Origin of the sequence: Dyella sp. SG609, from assembly GCF_012275375.1 — a bacterium.
GTDB classification, from domain to species: Bacteria; Pseudomonadota; Gammaproteobacteria; order Xanthomonadales; family Rhodanobacteraceae; genus Dyella_D; species Dyella_D marensis.
Genome location: NZ_JAAZQJ010000014.1, coordinates 24,789 through 41,151, shown reverse-complemented (window position 1 = coordinate 41,151; position 16,363 = coordinate 24,789). Strand labels below are relative to the sequence as shown.

The following is a 16,363-nucleotide window of genomic DNA, read 5'->3' as shown; positions in this document are numbered from 1 at the left end:
CCCAAGATAGGCAGGTCAGGGCACGCGGCTACGATGCCCGTCTGAAGGGTTTCCCATGTACACCCACGAACAAACCGCACGCCTGCTTCCCGACGTCGCCCATCACGCGCAGCCGCACCTGGCCGGCGCGCTGGACTGGGTCGGCATGGACGGCATCGAGGTGCCGGTGCGCTTCGACGCCGGCGACGGCGAGCCGCAGCGCGCCAGCGCGCGGGTCGGCGCCTTCGTCAACCTGCATCGGCCGGACCAGCGCGGCATCCATATGTCGCGGCTGTATCTGCTGGTGGAGCATGCGCTGAGCACGCAGGCGGTGACGGCCCAGTCGCTGCGCGAACTGCTGCGGGCCTTCCTGGAATCGCACAAGGATCTATCCGACCGCGCCTGCCTCAGCATCCGCTTCGAGCAACTGGTGCGCCGCCCGGCACTGCGCAGCGGCAACAGCGGCTGGCGCGCGTATCCGGTGTGCATCGAAGCGAGCATGGTGGGCGAGGAGTTCCTGCTGGAGTACGGCACCGAGGTGGTCTATTCGTCCACCTGCCCGGCCTCGGCCGCGCTGTCGCGGCAGCTGATCCAGGACCAGTTCGCCAGGGACTTCGAAGCCACCGCACCGCTCGACCATGCCACCGTGCTGGCCTGGCTCGGTTCGGAGCGCGGCATCGTCGCCACGCCGCATGCGCAGCGCAGCGTGGCGCGGCTGCGCGTGCGCATCGCCGAAGGCAGCAGCTTCGACCTGATCCAGCTGATCGACCGCGCCGAGCAGGCGCTGGGCACGCCGGTGCAGACCGCGGTTAAGCGCGAGGACGAACAGGCCTTCGCGCTGGCCAACGGCGGCAACCTGATGTTCTGCGAGGACGCGGCGCGCCGCATCCAGAAGGCGCTGGACGCCGACGCGGCCTTGAGCGATTTCCACATCCGCGTGGAGCACCAGGAAAGCCTGCATCCGCACGACGCCGTGGCCTATGCGAGCAAGGGTGTGGCCGGTGGTTTCGGCAGCGCGCCGCGCGGCTGAGCCAGTGTTCGGAGAAGGATGAAAAAAGGCGCCGGTCGGCGCCTTTTTTCATGGCTTGGCGATACCCGGCAACAGCAGCGGATCCAGCCGCACGCCGAACCAGTTGACGCCCCAGTGCACATGCGGGCCGGTCGCGCGCCCGGTCATGCCGGCCGCACCGAGCACCTCGCCCCGGTGCACGCGCTGTCCCGCCTTCACGTCCAGCCGCGACAGGTGCAGGAAGCTCGAGCTGAGCCCGTAGCCGTGGTCCAGCAGCACGGTGCCGCCGGTGAGATACAGGCCGGGCTTGGCGAAGGTGACGATGCCGTCCGCCGGCGCCTGCACCGGCGTGCCCTGCGGCACCGCGATGTCCATGCCCGGATGCGGCGCCTTCGGATCGCCGTTGTAGATGCGCTGGCTGCCGAAGCGGCCGCTGATGCGGCCGTGCACCGGCCAGGCGAAGCCGGCGAGGAAATCCTCGCGGTCGTCGTCGCGGTTGCGCGCGGCGGCCACCTCGGCCTGCTCGCGCCGGATGCGCGCGGCCAGGTCCGGCGGCGGGTTGACCGTCTTCGGCGGCACGCCGTTCACGCGTTCCGTCGGCCAGTCGCGCGGCGTCACCGCGATGCGCACGGTTTCGCGGCGGCCGTCGCGATAGGCCAGGTTGACCAGCAACGGGCCCTGGTCATCGCGCCCGGCGCCGAACACCAGGATGCCGTCCGCACCGACGCGCACCGGCTTGCCGCCAACGCTGGCGTGGGCCAGTCCGGGCAACTTGCCGACGATCAGCCCGCCCTGCGAAACGCTGGCGGGCAGTGCACCGCCCGCCGCCTGGGCCGCGCTCGCGCACATCAGCGCGAGCATGGCCAGGCACCATCGCCTCATCGGGCGAAAGCCAGGCGCTGGCCGCGCACCGAGGGATCGACGCTGCGGCCGTCCCACACGCGCTGGCCGTTGACGAAGGTGGCAGCGATCGAGCTGTTGAAGGTGTAGCCCTCGAACGGCGACCAGCCGCACTTGGACAGCACTTCCTCGCGGCGCACCGTATGCGGCTTGTTCGGGTCGACCAGCACCAGGTCGGCCGCATAGCCTTCGCGCAGGTAGCCGCGCTCCTTCACGTCGAACAGCGTGGCCGGCGCATGCGTCACCGCCTCGGCCACGCGCTCCAGCGACAGCTTGCCCTCGAACACCCGCTGCAGCGCCGCCTGCAGCGCGAACTGCACCAGCGGCAGGCCGGACGGCGCCTTGTCGTACAGCTGCGCCTTTTCTTCCAGCAGGTGCGGGGCGTGGTCGGTGGCGAGCACGTCGAGGCGGCCCTCGGCCAGGGCGCGGGTGATCGCCTCGCGGTCGGCGGCGGTCTTGATCGCCGGGTTGCACTTGATCAGGAAACCCAGGCGCTCGTAGTCGCGGTCGTCGAAGTGCAAAAAGTGCACGCAGGTTTCCGCGGTGATCCGCTTGCCCTTGAGCGGGCCGGGCTGGAACAGCGCGAGTTCGTCGGCGGTGGAGATATGCAGCACGTGCAGGCGGCTGCCGTGCTTCTGCGCCAGCGAGATGGCCAGGCGGGTGGACTTGATGCAGGCCTCGCGCGAGCGGATCAGCGGGTGTTCCCAGGCCGGGATGTCGTCGCCGTACTTCTCGCGCGCCTTGGCGTGCAGCGCATCGATCATCGGGGTGTCTTCGCAGTGCGTGATGATCGGCGTGGGCGCCTCGCGGAAGATGCCGTCGAGCACCTCGGGGTTGTCCACCAGCATGTTGCCGGTGGAGGCGCCCATGAACACCTTGACGCCCGGGGCGGCGAGAGGGTCGAGCGAGCGGATCGCCTCGAGGTTGTCGTTGCTGGCGCCCATGTAGAAGGCGTAGTTCACCGCGGAGACTTCGGCGGCGCGGGCGTACTTGGCTTCCAGCGTGTCGCGGTCCAGCGCGGGCGGCTTGGTGTTGGGCATCTCCATGTAGCTGGTGATGCCGCCGGCGGCGCAGGCGGCCGATTCGTGGGCGATGTCGGCCTTGTGGGTGAGGCCGGGTTCGCGGAAGTGCACTTGGTCGTCGATCATGCCGGGCAGCAGCCACAGGCCGGCGGCGTCCACCACCTGCTCGCCGGGGCGCGCGTCGAGGTCGCCGGCGATGGTTTCGATGCGGCCTTGCTTCACGCGCAGGTCGGCATGGAAGCGGCGGCCTTCGTTGACCAGTTCGGCGTTCTTGATCAGCCAGTCAGTGGACATGAGGTTCCTCGTGGTTGCGGCAACGGCGGAAAGTGAATTGCTCGGGCACCGGATCCATGCCACCGTCGCACAGCGGCTGGCAGCGCAACAGGCGCCAGCCGGCCAGCAGGCTGCCGCGCAGGGGGCCGAAGCGCGCCACGGCGATCCGTGCATAATCCGAGCAGCTCGGATGGAACCGGCAGCGCGGACCGAGCAGGGGGCTCAACAGGCGCTTGTACAGGCTCAGCAGTAGAAGTAAGAGTCGTGTCACGACGGTTTTACGCTGCCGAAACAGCGCGCGGTGAAGTTGGCAGAGCGGGCGTGAAGTATTCCAGATGCATGGTTGCCGGGGTAGGTCACATGGGCTATAACACCCGGCCGCCAAGGCCAAAATGGTGAAGGGAAATGGCGAAAACGACGCGTAGTTCGACAGCTGCCAAGACGCAGAAGGGAAAGCCTGCGGCCAAGGCCAAAGAGGTCAAGCCCAGCAAGTCGAAAGTCGCCGCCAAGGCGGTCAAGACGACGGCCAAGAAACCCGCCGCCAAGGTCGCGCCCGCCAAGAAGGCGGCGCCGACCAAGCAGCCCGCGGCCAAGAAGGCACCCGTAAAGACCGTGGCCGCCAAGAAGCCGGCCCCGGCCAAGAAACCGGCTCCCAAGCCGGCCGCGAAAAAGGCCCCTGTGAAATCCGCTCCCGTGAAGCAAGCCGCCAAGCCGGCGCCCAAGAAGGCCGCGCCGCCCGCCAAGCCGGTCGCCGCCAAGAAGGCGCCGCCGCCTAAGCCCGTCGCCAAGCAGCCCGCCGCCAAGCAGGCCGCCGCCAAGCAGGCCGCCGCCAAGCAGGCCGCCGCCAAGCAGGCCGTCGTGAAGCCCGCACCCGCCAAGGCGCTGGTGGCGCCCAAGCCAGCTGCGAAGCCGGCCGTGGTGGAAAAGAAAGTCGCCGCGCCGGCTCCGGCCGCCGCCAAGGAAACACCGAAGCCCGTCGCCGCGCCCCCTCCGGGCAAGGTGGCGAGCGCCATCGCCGTGGCGCCCCCCAAAGTAGCCACCGCTACCGCGCGCCATACCCCCTCCAAAAAGCAGAAGACCCCGCAGTCCTCGATGAATAGTTCCACAGCCGTACTCGACAATGGCATCACCAAGGAAGACGGGCGCTACGCCCTGCCTTCCACGACCTCCATCGACCTGCCCAAGGGCTACAAGCCCCTGGACGACGAGGAGTACATGAACCCGCGGCAGCTCGCCTACTTCCGCAACAAGCTCCGCGAATGGCGCGAGCAGCTGGTGGAAGAGTCGCGCCAGACCATGGAGAACCTCCGCGACGAGGTGCGCGACGTCGGCGACGAAGCCGAGCGCGCCACCCGCGAAACGGAGAACTCGCTGGAGCTGCGCACCCGCGATCGCTACCGCAAGCTCATTTCCAAGATCGACAAGGCCCTGCGCCGGATCGAGGAAGGCCGCTACGGCTACTGCGAAGAAACCGACGAAGAGATCGGCGTGGAGCGCCTCGAAGCGCGCCCCATCGCCACGCTCTCGCTTGATGCGCAGGAGCGTCGCGAGCATCTGCAGAAGCAGATGGGCGACTAAGATCCGTCCGTCATGACGGATCGCCAAGCCCCGCCTCCGGCGGGGCTTTTTGCGTGTCCGCTCTAAGGGAACACGTCTAAGGGAACAAGCCGCTCAGAGCGCCGCGGCGGCGTAGGACTTCAGCTTGGCCAGCATCGCGGCCAGGCCGTTGGAGCGGGTGGGCGAGAGATGCTTGGCCAGGCCGATGGCGTCGATGAAGCGCGGCTCGGTGTCGACGATTTCCCGTGCGGAGCGGTCCGAATACACGCGCAGCACCAGGGCGATCAGGCCGGACACGATGGCCGAGTCGCTGGCCGCCTGGAAATGCATGCGCGCGGCGTCGCCCTCGGGCACCAGCCACACCATCGACTGGCAGCCGTGCACGCGGTAGGCCTCGGTCTTCAGATCCTCGGGGAAGGGCGGCAGCTGCTTGCCCAGGTCGATCAGGTACTGATAGCGCTCGGTCCAGTCGCCGAAGAAGGCGAACTCGTCGACGATGTCCTGCTGCGCCTGCGCGGCGCTCGATACGGTGGTGTTCATCGGCGCATTATCGCGCGTTTCGGACGAAACCACGGCGAACAGGCGACCGTGCGGCCCCCTGTTCGCGCATGCATCAGCCTTTGGCGACGCTCCAGCGCGTGCCTTGCGCGCCGTCTTCGATCACCACGCCCATGGCGGTCAGCTCCTCGCGGATCGCGTCGGCACGCTTGAAGTCGCGTGCCGCGCGTGCGGCACGGCGTGCTTCCAGCAGGGATTCGACCTGGGCCGCGTCCACGTCGGTGGAGCCGCCGTGCTTGAACCAGGTTTCCGGATCCTGCCGCAGCAGGCCGAGCAGGGCGCCGCCGCCGAGCAGGGCGGCCTTGGCGGCCTGGCGTCCGGCCGCGTCGGCCTGGCGCGCGGCGTCGGCCAGCTGCGACAGCTCAGCCAGCGCCTGCGGGGTGTTGAGGTCGTCGCACAGCGCCGCTTCGACCGCCGCCGGTATCGGCAGCGCGCCTTCGGGCAGGGCGACGTCGGCCAGGTCGCGCAGCACGCGGTACCAGCCGTCGAGCGTGCTCACCGACTGGGCGACGGCGTCGTCGGACCAGTCCAGCGGCTGGCGGTAGTGGCCACGCAGCAGTACCAGGCGCAGCGCCTCCGGCGGATGCTGCTGCACCAGCTCGTGCACCTTCAGCACGTTGCCCAGCGACTTGGACATCTTGCGGCCGTCGAAGGTGAGCATGCCGTTGTGCAGCCACCAGCGCGCGAACACCTTGCCGCCATGCGCGCAGGTGGACTGGGCGATCTCGTTCTCGTGGTGCGGGAACTGCAGGTCGACGCCGCCGGCGTGGATGTCGATGGTGTCGCCCAGGTGCGCCTCGCACATGGCCGAGCATTCGATATGCCAGCCCGGGCGTCCGACGCCCCAGGGGCTGTCCCAGCCGGGCAGGTCCGGGGTGGAGGGTTTCCACAGGACGAAATCGCCGGGGTTCTTCTTATACGGAGCGACCTCGACGCGGGCGCCGGCGATCAGTTCCTCGGTATCGCGGCCCGACAGCTCGCCATAGGCAGGATAGGTGCCCACCTCGAACAGCACGTGGCCCTCGGCCGCGTAGGCGTGGCCGCCGGCGATCAGGCTTTCGATCATGGCGATGATCTGCTCGATATGCGCGGTGGCCTTGGGCTCGATGTCCGGCGGGGCGACGCCCAGCGCGGCCATGTCCTCGCGGTAGGCCTCGGTGTAGCGCCCGGTGATATCGCCGATCGGGCAGCCGGCTTCCTTGGCGGCGGCGTTGATCTTGTCGTCCACGTCGGTGATGTTGCGGGCGTAGACCAGCCGCGGGTAATGCCGCCGCAGCAGGTTGGCCAGCACGTCGAACACCACCGGGCCGCGCGCATTGCCGATATGCACGTAGTTGTAGACCGTGGGGCCGCACACATACATGGTCACTCGCTGCGGATCGCGCGGGGCGAACGGCTCGGGGCGGCGGGTGAGGCTGTTGTAGAGCGTGATCGGCATCGGTTCCGGTCCGGTGAGGGCCGCGCGGCGCGCGGGCCAGCCGGGCATCTTAACAAGCTGTAAGCGGGTCCGCTGGCAGCTGTTTATTCTAAGCCGCGATTCAGAGATGTTTTGCTGCAATTCACATAAGCGCAACGGAGCGCCGTGATAGTCCCGTCGGAGGACCGCGATGATCAAGCTGTTCATTCCCGCACTGGTGCTGAGTCTCGCAGCCGCCAGCGTCGGTGCGCAGGACGCGCGTTACCCCAATGACGACAACACCCACTACGGCTGGGCCGACGTGCTGCGCGTGGACCCCGTCTACGGCGTCGCCCGCACCGAAGTCCCGCGCCAGGAGTGCTACGACCAGCAGGTGGTCCGCCGCGACCCGGGTTCGGGCAGCGCCGCGGGCACCATCCTGGGCGCCGTGGTCGGCGGCGTGCTGGGCAATACCGTGGGCAAGGGCGACGGCCGCCGGGCCGCCACCGTGGCCGGCGCGGTGGTCGGCGGCGCCGTGGGCAACGGCGTGTCGCGCAGCGGCGGCGGCGAGTACGAGTCCACCGAAACCCACTGCCGCCAGGTCTCGGCCGTGAGCGAGCAGCGCCGCATCATGGGTTATGACGTGGAATACCGCTACCGCGGCGAGGTCTATGTGTCGCGGCTGAATTACGACCCGGGCGAGCGCCTGCGCGTCCGCGTCAGCGTGGCCCCGGCGGACTGAGCGCCGGACCTGTCGCAGGGGAGTCCACCGCCGCCTTCGGGCGGCGGTTTCTTTTGGGCGCCGGCCTTTTAGGACGGATTCCCTGTTGCGGAGCAGCGAAATTCCCGTCATCATGCCGATTCTTCTACCCGAGCCACCCATGTCCTCAGCCGTCTATACCGCCACCGTCCTCACCAGCGCCCGCATGGCTGCTGGCATGACGTCGCGTGCGCGCCGACCGCTGGTCCGACATTCGGCCGGGTAGGCTGTCGCACGCGTTTCATGCGTATAGACGACAAAGGAACCCGGCCATCGCGCCGGGTTTTTTTGTGTTTCGGTTTTGGGGTACGCAGGGGAAAACCGGCTCGGCCGGGAGTTGCTCACCGTGGTTCCGGCCGTTGCCGAACCATCGTTACGAATACCGGATGAACTAGCAGAGACATCACATGACGCTTCGCCACTTCCTCACCACCCAGGATTACAGCCGCGCCGAGATCGACGCCCTGCTCGAACAGGCCGCGGCGTTCAAGCGCTCGCCGCGCGGCCAGCAGCTCGCCGGCAAGTCGGTGGCCCTGCTGTTCTTCAATCCCTCCATGCGCACCCGCACCAGCTTCGAGCTGGGCGCCTTCCATCTCGGCGGCCATGCCATCGTGCTGGCGCCCGGCAAGGATGCGTGGCCGATCGAATTCGACGTCGGCACCGTGATGGACGGCGACACCGAAGAGCACATCGCCGAAGTCGCGCGCGTGCTCAGCCGCTACGTCGACCTGATCGCCGTGCGCGCTTTCCCGAAGTTCCAGGACTGGTCGGTGGACCGCGAGGACCGCGTGATCAAGGCCTTCGCGCAGTACGCGACGGTGCCGGTTATCAATATGGAAACGATCACCCACCCCTGCCAGGAACTCGCCCACGCGCTGGCCATGCAGGAACACCTGGGCAGCCTGCAGAACAAGAAGTACGTGCTGACCTGGACCTACCACCCCAAGCCGCTCAACACCGCGGTGGCCAACTCCGCGCTGCTGATCGCCACCAAGATGGGCATGGACGTGACCCTGCTGTGCCCCACGCCGGACTACGTGCTGGACGAGCGCTACATGCAGGCCGGCTACGCCAACGCCCAGGCCAATGGCGGATCGCTGCGCATCAGCCACGACATCGACGAGGCCTACCGCGGTGCCGACGTGGTCTACGCCAAGAGCTGGGGCGCGCTGCCGTTCTTCGGCCGCTGGGAGCAGGAAAAGCCGATCCGCGACGCGCACAAGCACTTCATCGTCGACGAGCGGAAGATGGCGCTGACCAACCACGGCCTGTTCAGCCACTGCCTGCCGCTGCGCCGCAACGTCAAGGCGACGGATGCCGTGATGGACGCGCCGTACTGCATCGCCATCGACGAAGCCGAAAACCGCCTGCACGTGCAGAAGGCGGTGATGGCGACCTTGCTCGGCCAGCGCTGACATGTATCTGCCGCGTTCGTTCCAGGAGACGCGCGAGCACGCCCTGCAGGCGTTGCTGCGCGACTACCCGTTCGCCACGGTGGTCACCGGCGCCGCGGGCCTGGCCGCCAACCACCTGCCGCTGGAGCTGGTCGACGGCCGGCTGCACGGCCACGTGGCGCGCGGCAACGAACTGGCGAAAGCGGATGGCGCGCAGGTGCTGGCGATCTTCCAGGGACCCGACGCCTACGTCAGCCCCAACTGGTACCCGAGCAAGCACGAGACCGGCCGCGAAGTGCCCACCTGGAACTACGCGGTGGTGCACGTGCACGGCCGCCTGCGCGTGGTCGAAGACCAGGCCTGGCTGCGCGCGCTGCTCCAGCGCCTCACCGACCGCCACGAAGCAGGGCAGGCCAAGCCGTGGCGCGTCGACGACGCACCGGCCGACCACGTCGAAAAAATGCTCGGCGCGATCAGCGGCCTGGACATCGCCATCGAACGCATCGAAGGCAAGTTCAAGCTCAGCCAGAACCACCCCGAGCGCAACCGAGGCGGCGTCGTCGACGGGCTGCGCGCACGCGCGCATCGCCACGACGGCGACCTCGCCGCCTTGATGCTCGCCAGCAAGGAGCCCGCCGATGGCGCATGAACACCACTACCCGGTCGAAGTCGTGTGGACCGGCAACCGCGGCGACGGCACGCGCACGTATCAAGGCTATGGCCGCGAGCACGAGATCCGCGTCGACGGCCGTCCGGTCATCGCCGGTTCTTCCGATGCCGCTTTCCGCGGCGACGCCAGCAAGCACAACCCGGAAGACCTGCTGGTCGCCTCGCTCTGTGCCTGCCACATGCTGTGGTACCTGCATCTGGCCGCGGACGCCGGCATCGTGGTCACGCATTACGTCGACCGCGCCGAAGGCAAGCTGGTGGTCGATGCGAACGGCGGCCGCTTCAGCGAAGTGGTGCTGCATCCGGAAGTCACCATCGCGGCCGGCGATGCCGCGAAGGCGGAAGCGCTGCATGACGACGCGCATCACGCCTGCTTTATCGCCAACTCCATGAATTTCCCCGTGCGCTGCGCCCCGCGCATCGTCGTTTCCGCCTGAACGTTCTTCTTCATCCAGGATCATCGAAAGCCATGAGCAAAGACATCGTCCTCGCCTTCTCCGGCGGCCTCGACACCAGCTTCTGCGTGCCCTACCTGAAGGAGCGCGGCTGGAACGTGCACACCGTGTTCGCCGACACCGGCGGCGTGGACGCCGAGGAGCGCGCCTATATCGAGGCCCGCGCCAAGGAGCTGGGCGTGGCCAGCCATGTCACCGTCGACGGCGGCCCGGCGATCTGGAACGGCTTCGTCAAGCCGTTCGTGTGGGCGGGCGAGGGCTACCAGGGCCAGTACCCGCTGCTGGTGTCCGACCGCTATCTGATCGTCGATGCGGCGATCCAGCGCTGCGCGGAACTGGGCACGCGCGCCATCGCGCACGGCTGCACCGGCATGGGCAACGACCAGGTGCGTTTCGACCTCGCCGTGAAGGCGCTGGGCGACTACGAGATCGTGGCGCCGATCCGCGAGATCCAGAAGGAACACACCCAGACCCGCGCCTACGAGCAGGCTTATCTGGAGGAGCGTGGCTTCCCCGTGCGCGCCAAGCAGAAGAGCTACACCATCAACGAGAACCTGCTCGGCGTCACCCTGTCCGGCGGCGAGATCGACTCGTGGAAGGCGCCGGGCGAAGGCGCCCGCGGCTGGTGCAAGCCGCGCGCCGAATGGCCGTCTGAAAAGCTCAGCGTCACGCTCGGCTTCGAACACGGCGAGGCGGTTTCGCTCAACGGCGAGAAGCTGGCGGGCGCGAAGATCCTGGCCAAGCTCAACGAGCTGTTCGCCCCCTACGGCGTGGGCCGCGGCATGTACACCGGCGACACCACCATCGGCCTGAAGGGCCGCATCGTGTACGAGGCGCCGGGCCTGATCTCGCTGCTGGCCGCCCACCGCGCGCTGGAAGAAGCCGTGCTGACCAAGCAGCAGAACCGCTTCAAGCCGGAGGTCGCGCGCAAGTGGGTGGAGGTGGTTTACGAAGGCTTCTTCCACGATCCGGTGAAGGCCGACCTGGAAGCCTTCCTCGCCTCCAGCCAGCAGCAGGTCAACGGCGAAGTGGTGCTGGAAACCTGCGGCGCCCAGGTCACCGCGGTGGAAGTGCGCTCGCCGCATATCCTCAACGCCAAGGGCGCCACCTATGCGCAGTCGGCGGACTGGGGCGTGGCCGAGGCCGAGGGCTTCATCAAGCTGTTCGGCATGAGCAGCACGCTGTGGGCCGAAGTGAACCGCAAGGCCTGAGCCATGAGCGAAACCTTGCGCATCGGTACGGATAAAAGCGAGTTGGACCTTGCTCTGATCCACGATTTCCTTGCCACCGGCTCCAGCTGGGCGCAGGGCATTTCGTTCGATACGGTGCGCAAGTCCATCGAGCATTCGCTGTGCTTCGGCGGCTATCTCGGCGGCAGGCAGGTGGCGTTCGCGCGGGTCATTTCCGACTACGCCACCTTCGCCAACCTGGTCGACGTGTTCGTTCTGCCCGCGCATCGCGGGCAGGGCTACAGCAAGCAGCTGGTGGAAGCGGTGATCGCGCACCCCGAGCTGCAGGGGCTGCGCCGCTTCACCCTCGCCACCTTCGACGCGCACCAGCTCTACGCCCGCTATGGCTTCACGCCGCCGCACAAGCCGGACACCCTGATGGAAATCTACCGACCGGGCATCTACCAAGCCGCCCGACGATGACCACCCCGGAATAACAGACACAAGACGGATTTCATGAGCCACCTACTCGACGACACCCTCCGGCATCTCCGGGCCCTGGTCAGCTACGACACGCGCAATCCGCCGCGCGAGATCGGCACCGGCGGCATCTTCGATTACCTGCGCGAACAGCTCGCCGGTTTCGAAGTGACCGTCACCGATTTCGGCGCCGGCGCGGTGAACCTCTATGCCGTGCGCGGCAAGCCGAAATACCTGTTCAACGTGCACCTGGACACCGTGCCGGACTCCCCGCACTGGAGCGCCGATCCGCACGTGCTGCGCGTGGAAGGCGACCGCGCCATCGGCCTGGGCGCCTGCGACATCAAGGGCGCGGCCGCCGCGCTGGTGGCGGTGGCCAACGCCACGCAGGGCGACATGGCGCTGCTGCTGTCCACCGACGAGGAAGCGAACGACGCGCGCTGCATCGCCGGTTTCCTCAAGGACCACCCCGTGTACGAAGCGGTGATCGTGGCCGAGCCGACCAAGGGCGAGGCGGTGCTGGCGCACCGCGGCATCCACTCGGTGCAGATGCGCTTCAGCGGCAAGGCCGGCCACGCCTCGGGCGAGCAGAAGCCGTCCGACAGCGCGCTGCACCAGGCGATCCGCTGGGGCGGCGCGGCGCTGGAATACGTGGAGAAACAGGCGCACGAGCGCTTCGGCGGACTCACCGGCCTGCGCTTCAACATCGGCAAGGTCGAGGGCGGCATCAAGGCCAACGTGATCGCGCCCACCGCCGACGTGCGTTTCGGCTTCCGCCCGCTGCCGTCGATGGACGCGGACAAGATGCTGGAAACCTTCCGCACCCTGGTCGAGCCGCAGCCGGTGGAATTCGGTGAAACCTTCCGCGGCGATTCGCTGCCGGCCGGCGACACCGCCACCGCCGAAACGCGCCGCCTCGCCGCGCGCGACCTCGCCGACGAACTGGGCATCCCGGTCGGCAACGCCGTGAACTTCTGGACCGAGGCGGCGCTGTTCTCCGCCGCCGGCTACATCTCCTTCGTCTACGGCCCCGGCGACATCGCCCAGGCGCACGCCGCCGACGAATGGGTGGCGCTGGACCAGCTCGACCATTACGCACAAACCATCTATCGGATCGTTGACCGTGGAAGCGCATAAGCACACCCGCAAGACCATTGTCCGGCTGCTGTCGAGCATGGGCAGCGCCAAGGAAATCCAGCAGTACCTCAAGCGTTTTTCGCAGCTGGACGCCAAGCGCTTCGCCGTGGTGAAAGTCGGCGGCGCGGTGCTGCGCGACGACCTGCCGGCGCTCACTTCCTCGCTCACCTTCCTGCAGCAGGTGGGCCTTACGCCCATCGTGCTGCACGGCGCCGGCCCCCAGCTGGACGAGGAGCTGTCCGCCGCCGGCATCCAGAAGCAGACCGTCAACGGCCTGCGCGTGACCTCGCCCAAGGCGCTGGCCATCGTGCGCAAGGTGTTCCAGGAGCAGAACCTGCGCCTGGTCGAGGCGCTGCAGGGCATGGACACGCGCGCCACCTCGGTGCCGTCCGGCGTGTTCACCTCCGAATACCTGGACCGCGACGTCTACGGCCTGGTCGGCAAGGTCAGCAGCATCAACCTGGCCCCGATCGAAGCCAGCCTGCGCGCCGGTTCCATCCCGGTGATCGCCAGCCTGGGCGAAACCGAGGAAGGGCAGATCCTCAACATCAATGCCGACTTCGCCGCCAACGAGCTGGTGCGCGTGCTGCAGCCGTACAAGATCGTGTTCCTGACCGGCACCGGCGGCCTGCTGGACGACAAGGGCCGCATCATCGACTCGATCAACCTCAGTACCGAGTACGAGCACCTGATGGCGCAGCCGTGGATCAACGGCGGCATGCGCGTGAAGATCGAGCAGATCGCCGACCTGCTTTCCAGCCTGCCGCTGACCTCGTCGGTGTCGATCACCCAGCCGGCGGAACTGGCCAAGGAGCTGTTCACCCACAAGGGCTCCGGCACCCTGGTGCGCCGCGGCGAGAAAGTGCTGCGCTACGAGTCGTGGGAAGGCATCGACCTGGAGCGCATGCGCGAGCTGATCGAATCCAGCTTCGGCCGCAAGGTGGTGGCGGACTACTTCACGCGCACCACGCCGTACCGCATCTATGTGAGCGAGAACTACCGCGCGGCGATGATCCTCACCCGGGAAGAAGGCCTGGCCTATCTCGACAAGTTCGCCGTGCTGGACGACGCGCAGGGCGAAGGCCTTGGCCGCGCCGTGTGGCAAGTGATGCGCGAGGAGAACCCGCAGCTGTTCTGGCGCTCGCGCCATGGCAACCAGGTCAATATCTTCTACTACGCCGAGTCCGACGGCTGCTTCAAGCAGGAGCGCTGGAAGGTGTTCTGGTACGGCCTGAAGGACTTCGCCGAGATCGAGCGCTGCGTGGCGCATTGCGCCGTGCGTCCCGCCACCCTGGTTGATTGATTCGCTGGACGGAAAGCTCATGAGCACTGACAAGAAAACCATCGGCATCGTCGGCGCGCGCGGCCATACCGGCGCGGAGCTGATCCGCCTGATCGCCGCGCATCCGGCGCTGGAACTGAGCTTCGTTTCTTCGCGCGAGCTCGACGGCCAGCGCGTGGCCGACCAGGTCGACGGCTACGCCGGCGAGCTGCGCTACGCCAGCCTCGATCCCGCCGCCGTCGCCGCCCAGGGCGCCGACGTGGTGGTGCTGGCCCTGCCCAACGGCAAGGCGGCGCCGTATGTGGAAGCGATCGACGCGGCCAGGCCCGACACGCTGATCCTCGATCTCTCCGCCGACTACCGCTTCAACGAGCGCTGGTACTACGGCCTGCCGGAACTCACTCGCAGCAAGTGGCGCGGCGAGAAGCGCATCAGCAATCCCGGCTGCTACGCCACCGCGATCCAGCTGTCCATCGCGCCGCTGAAGGACGTGCTGGCGGCGCCGCCGGTGAGCTTCGGCGTGTCCGGCTATTCCGGCGCGGGCACCACGCCCTCGGACAAGAACGACCCCGAGAAGCTGCGCGACAACCTGATGCCGTATTCGCTCACCGGCCACACGCACGAGCAGGAAGCCAGCCGCCATCTCGGCCTGCCGGTGGAATTCATGCCGCACGTGGCGCCGCATTTCCGCGGCCTCACCGTCACCACCAATCTGTACCTGGTGCGGCCGATGAAGCGCGAGGAGATCCTGCAGCGTTTCCGCCACGCCTACGAAGGCGAGAAGCTGGTGAAGGTGGTGGACGAGGCGCCGTGGGTCAGCCGGATCGCGCACAAGCACCATGCGGACGTCGGCGGCTTCGCCGTGTCGGTGGACGGCAAGCGCGTGGTGGTGGTCGCCACCCTCGACAACCTGCTGAAGGGCGCCGCCACCCAGGCCATCCAGAACATCAATCGCGCGATCGGCGTGGACGAGTACACGTCCATCCCGCTCGAAGGCTGATCCCACGTTTCCCAGGAATTCCCATGACCCAACCCCTGTGGCAGAAATCCGGCATCCAGATCGACGCGCGCATCATGCGTTTCCTGGCCGGCGACGACGTGGTGCTGGACCGCGAGTTCTTCCTGCATGACATCACCGCCAGCAAGGCGCACGTGGAAGGCCTGGCCAACATCGGCGTGGTCAGCGCCGACGAGGCCGCCGCGCTGAAGCGCGAGCTGGATGCGCTGGCCGGGGATTTCCGCGCCGGCAGCTTCGTGCTCGACGAGCGCTACGAGGACGGCCACTCCGCCATCGAAGCGCGCCTGACCGAGCGCCTCGGCGATGCCGGCCGCCGCGTGCACACCGGGCGCAGCCGCAACGACCAGATCCTGGTCGCCACGCGGCTGTGGCTGAAGGAGCAGCTGGCGGCGCTGGAGCGGTATTGCCACGCCATCGCCGAAGTGTGCCTGGAGCGCGCCGCGCAGCCGGCGCTGCCGCTGCCGGGCTATACGCATATCCAGCGCGCCGTGGTTTCGTCCACCGCGATGTGGTTCGCCGGTTTCGCCGAAGCCTTCATCGACAACACGCTGCGCGCCCGCCAGACCGCCGAGCTGATCGACTGCAACCCGCTCGGCACCGCCGCCGGCTACGGGGTGAACCTGCAGCTGGACCGCGAGCACACCACGCAGGCGCTCGGCTTCGCGCGCATGCAGATTTCGCCGATCTACGCGCAGCTCTCGCGCGGCAAGTTCGAGATGGCGGTGCTGGAAGCGATCGCCGCCGCGGTGCTGGACGTGCGCCGGCTGGCCTGGGATCTCTCGCTGTTCACCACCGCGGAATTCGGCTTCGTGCAGCTGCCGTCCGAATACACCACCGGCAGCTCGATCATGCCGAACAAGCGCAACCCCGACGTGGTGGAACTGCTGCGCGCCAGCTACGCCAGCGTGGCCGCCGCGCGTACGGAGATCGAGCAGCTGCTGTCGCTGCCTTCCGGCTACCAGCGCGACCTGCAGTTCTCCAAGGGCTCGCTGTTCCATGGCTGCCGCCACGGCCTGGCCGCGCTGGAACTGGTGCCGGACCTGCTGGCGCGGATGGCCTGGAACGAGCCCGCCATGCGCGCGGCGATCGAGCCGGCCATGTACGCCACCGACGTGGCGATCGAGCAGGCCGCCGCCGGCGTGCCGTTCCGCGATGCCTACCGCGCCGCGGCCGATGCCGCGGCCTCGGCGGGCGAGGGGCGCACGCCCGAGGGCAGCCTGGCCGCGCGCGTGTCGCCCGGCGCGGGCCACGACCTGCGGCTGGACGAACTGAAGGCGCGGCTCGCCGCGCTCCACACTTGAGGCC

At 68.1% G+C, this 16,363-nt stretch carries 17 protein-coding genes; 12 read left to right on the top strand and 5 right to left on the bottom strand.

The window, feature by feature from the left end:
* Positions 1-55: 55 nt before the first annotated feature.
* Positions 56-1,009, top strand: a complete 954-nt coding sequence (gene folE2, locus FHW85_RS19785; RefSeq protein WP_168649416.1) for a GTP cyclohydrolase FolE2 — start codon at positions 56-58, stop codon at positions 1,007-1,009.
* A gap of 48 nt (positions 1,010-1,057) precedes the next feature.
* Here the strand turns inward: folE2 and FHW85_RS19780 are convergent, their stop codons facing one another.
* The 3 genes from FHW85_RS19780 to yidD are packed head-to-tail and all read right to left on the bottom strand — an operon-like array spanning position 1,058 to position 3,478.
* Complete coding sequence (locus tag FHW85_RS19780; protein ID WP_246866828.1) at positions 1,058-1,849, bottom strand: M23 family metallopeptidase; 792 nt, start codon at positions 1,847-1,849, stop codon at positions 1,058-1,060.
* 17 nt (positions 1,850-1,866) lie between these two features.
* Positions 1,867-3,204 (bottom strand): dihydroorotase, encoded by a 1,338-nt coding sequence (locus FHW85_RS19775; protein ID WP_168649414.1) that lies wholly within the window; start codon positions 3,202-3,204, stop codon positions 1,867-1,869.
* Positions 3,194-3,478 carry a membrane protein insertion efficiency factor YidD gene (yidD, locus tag FHW85_RS19770; RefSeq protein ID WP_167258164.1) on the bottom strand — a complete coding sequence of 95 codons (285 nt, stop codon included), beginning with the start codon at positions 3,476-3,478 and terminating at the stop codon, positions 3,194-3,196. Before yidD ends, FHW85_RS19775 begins: the two co-directional genes overlap by 11 nt.
* A gap of 110 nt (positions 3,479-3,588) precedes the next feature.
* On the opposite strand from yidD, the gene dksA reads away from it, so the two are divergent.
* On the top strand, positions 3,589-4,761 hold the full coding sequence (gene dksA / locus FHW85_RS22440) for an RNA polymerase-binding protein DksA (RefSeq protein WP_168649413.1): 1,173 nt from the start codon (positions 3,589-3,591) through the stop codon (positions 4,759-4,761).
* Between the two features lie 93 nt (positions 4,762-4,854).
* Here the strand turns inward: dksA and FHW85_RS19760 are convergent, their stop codons facing one another.
* The gene (locus tag FHW85_RS19760; RefSeq protein WP_167258098.1) at positions 4,855-5,280 is read right to left on the bottom strand and encodes a SufE family protein; all 426 of its coding nucleotides are present in this window, start codon (positions 5,278-5,280) and stop codon (positions 4,855-4,857) included.
* A 73-nt stretch (positions 5,281-5,353) separates the two neighbouring features.
* Positions 5,354-6,736 (bottom strand): cysteine--tRNA ligase, encoded by a 1,383-nt coding sequence (gene cysS / locus FHW85_RS19755; protein ID WP_168649412.1) that lies wholly within the window; start codon positions 6,734-6,736, stop codon positions 5,354-5,356.
* Positions 6,737-6,905: 169 nt separating this feature from the next.
* Here cysS and FHW85_RS19750 point away from each other — a divergent pair, with 169 nt between their 5' ends.
* The 10 genes from FHW85_RS19750 (at position 6,906) to argH (ending at position 16,359) form a co-directional block, all read left to right on the top strand.
* Complete coding sequence (locus FHW85_RS19750; protein ID WP_167258102.1) at positions 6,906-7,436, top strand: glycine zipper 2TM domain-containing protein; 531 nt, start codon at positions 6,906-6,908, stop codon at positions 7,434-7,436.
* 425 nt (positions 7,437-7,861) lie between these two features.
* Positions 7,862-8,869, top strand: coding sequence for an N-acetylornithine carbamoyltransferase (locus tag FHW85_RS19745; RefSeq protein WP_167258104.1), 1,008 nt, complete (start codon positions 7,862-7,864; stop codon positions 8,867-8,869).
* Between the two features lies 1 nt (position 8,870).
* Positions 8,871-9,497, top strand: a complete 627-nt coding sequence (locus FHW85_RS19740; RefSeq protein ID WP_168649411.1) for an FMN-binding negative transcriptional regulator — start codon at positions 8,871-8,873, stop codon at positions 9,495-9,497.
* Positions 9,487-9,954: an OsmC family protein gene (locus FHW85_RS19735; protein WP_168649410.1), complete on the top strand. Its 468-nt coding sequence runs from the start codon at positions 9,487-9,489 to the stop codon at positions 9,952-9,954. The genes FHW85_RS19740 and FHW85_RS19735 overlap by 11 nt, the downstream gene beginning before the upstream one ends.
* A gap of 32 nt (positions 9,955-9,986) precedes the next feature.
* Positions 9,987-11,183: an argininosuccinate synthase gene (locus FHW85_RS19730; RefSeq protein WP_168649409.1), complete on the top strand. Its 1,197-nt coding sequence runs from the start codon at positions 9,987-9,989 to the stop codon at positions 11,181-11,183.
* Positions 11,184-11,186: 3 nt separating this feature from the next.
* On the top strand, positions 11,187-11,624 hold the full coding sequence (locus tag FHW85_RS19725) for a GNAT family N-acetyltransferase (RefSeq protein ID WP_168649408.1): 438 nt from the start codon (positions 11,187-11,189) through the stop codon (positions 11,622-11,624).
* Positions 11,625-11,657: 33 nt separating this feature from the next.
* Positions 11,658-12,758 (top strand): acetylornithine deacetylase, encoded by a 1,101-nt coding sequence (locus tag FHW85_RS19720; protein ID WP_167258114.1) that lies wholly within the window; start codon positions 11,658-11,660, stop codon positions 12,756-12,758.
* 37 nt (positions 12,759-12,795) lie between these two features.
* Complete coding sequence (locus tag FHW85_RS19715) at positions 12,796-14,061, top strand: acetylglutamate kinase (RefSeq protein ID WP_243868229.1); 1,266 nt, start codon at positions 12,796-12,798, stop codon at positions 14,059-14,061.
* A 19-nt stretch (positions 14,062-14,080) separates the two neighbouring features.
* Complete coding sequence (gene argC / locus FHW85_RS19710) at positions 14,081-15,040, top strand: N-acetyl-gamma-glutamyl-phosphate reductase (RefSeq protein WP_167258118.1); 960 nt, start codon at positions 14,081-14,083, stop codon at positions 15,038-15,040.
* Between the two features lie 23 nt (positions 15,041-15,063).
* A complete protein-coding gene (gene argH, locus FHW85_RS19705; protein WP_167258120.1) occupies positions 15,064-16,359 on the top strand; it encodes an argininosuccinate lyase in 1,296 nt (431 codons plus the stop codon).
* The last annotated feature ends 4 nt before the right edge of the window (positions 16,360-16,363 follow it).

Bases quoted from the DNA above. Each gene is read 5' to 3' on its own strand.
- FHW85_RS19760 (WP_167258098.1), bottom strand. From the start codon at position 5,280: ATGAACACCACCGTATCGAGCGCCGCGCAGGCGCAGCAGGACATCGTC.
- FHW85_RS19730 (WP_168649409.1), top strand. From the start codon at position 9,987: ATGAGCAAAGACATCGTCCTCGCCTTCTCCGGCGGCCTCGACACCAGC.
- folE2 (WP_168649416.1), top strand. From the start codon at position 56: ATGTACACCCACGAACAAACCGCACGCCTGCTTCCCGACGTCGCCCAT.
- FHW85_RS19715 (WP_243868229.1), top strand. From the start codon at position 12,796: ATGGGCAGCGCCAAGGAAATCCAGCAGTACCTCAAGCGTTTTTCGCAG.
- argC (WP_167258118.1), top strand. From the start codon at position 14,081: ATGAGCACTGACAAGAAAACCATCGGCATCGTCGGCGCGCGCGGCCAT.
- FHW85_RS19720 (WP_167258114.1), top strand. From the start codon at position 11,658: ATGAGCCACCTACTCGACGACACCCTCCGGCATCTCCGGGCCCTGGTC.
- FHW85_RS19745 (WP_167258104.1), top strand. From the start codon at position 7,862: ATGACGCTTCGCCACTTCCTCACCACCCAGGATTACAGCCGCGCCGAG.
- argH (WP_167258120.1), top strand. From the start codon at position 15,064: ATGACCCAACCCCTGTGGCAGAAATCCGGCATCCAGATCGACGCGCGC.
- FHW85_RS19750 (WP_167258102.1), top strand. From the start codon at position 6,906: ATGATCAAGCTGTTCATTCCCGCACTGGTGCTGAGTCTCGCAGCCGCC.
- FHW85_RS19775 (WP_168649414.1), bottom strand. From the start codon at position 3,204: ATGTCCACTGACTGGCTGATCAAGAACGCCGAACTGGTCAACGAAGGC.
- FHW85_RS19740 (WP_168649411.1), top strand. From the start codon at position 8,871: ATGTATCTGCCGCGTTCGTTCCAGGAGACGCGCGAGCACGCCCTGCAG.
- FHW85_RS19735 (WP_168649410.1), top strand. From the start codon at position 9,487: ATGGCGCATGAACACCACTACCCGGTCGAAGTCGTGTGGACCGGCAAC.
- FHW85_RS19780 (WP_246866828.1), bottom strand. From the start codon at position 1,849: ATGCTCGCGCTGATGTGCGCGAGCGCGGCCCAGGCGGCGGGCGGTGCA.
- FHW85_RS19725 (WP_168649408.1), top strand. From the start codon at position 11,187: ATGAGCGAAACCTTGCGCATCGGTACGGATAAAAGCGAGTTGGACCTT.
- cysS (WP_168649412.1), bottom strand. From the start codon at position 6,736: ATGCCGATCACGCTCTACAACAGCCTCACCCGCCGCCCCGAGCCGTTC.
- dksA (WP_168649413.1), top strand. From the start codon at position 3,589: ATGGCGAAAACGACGCGTAGTTCGACAGCTGCCAAGACGCAGAAGGGA.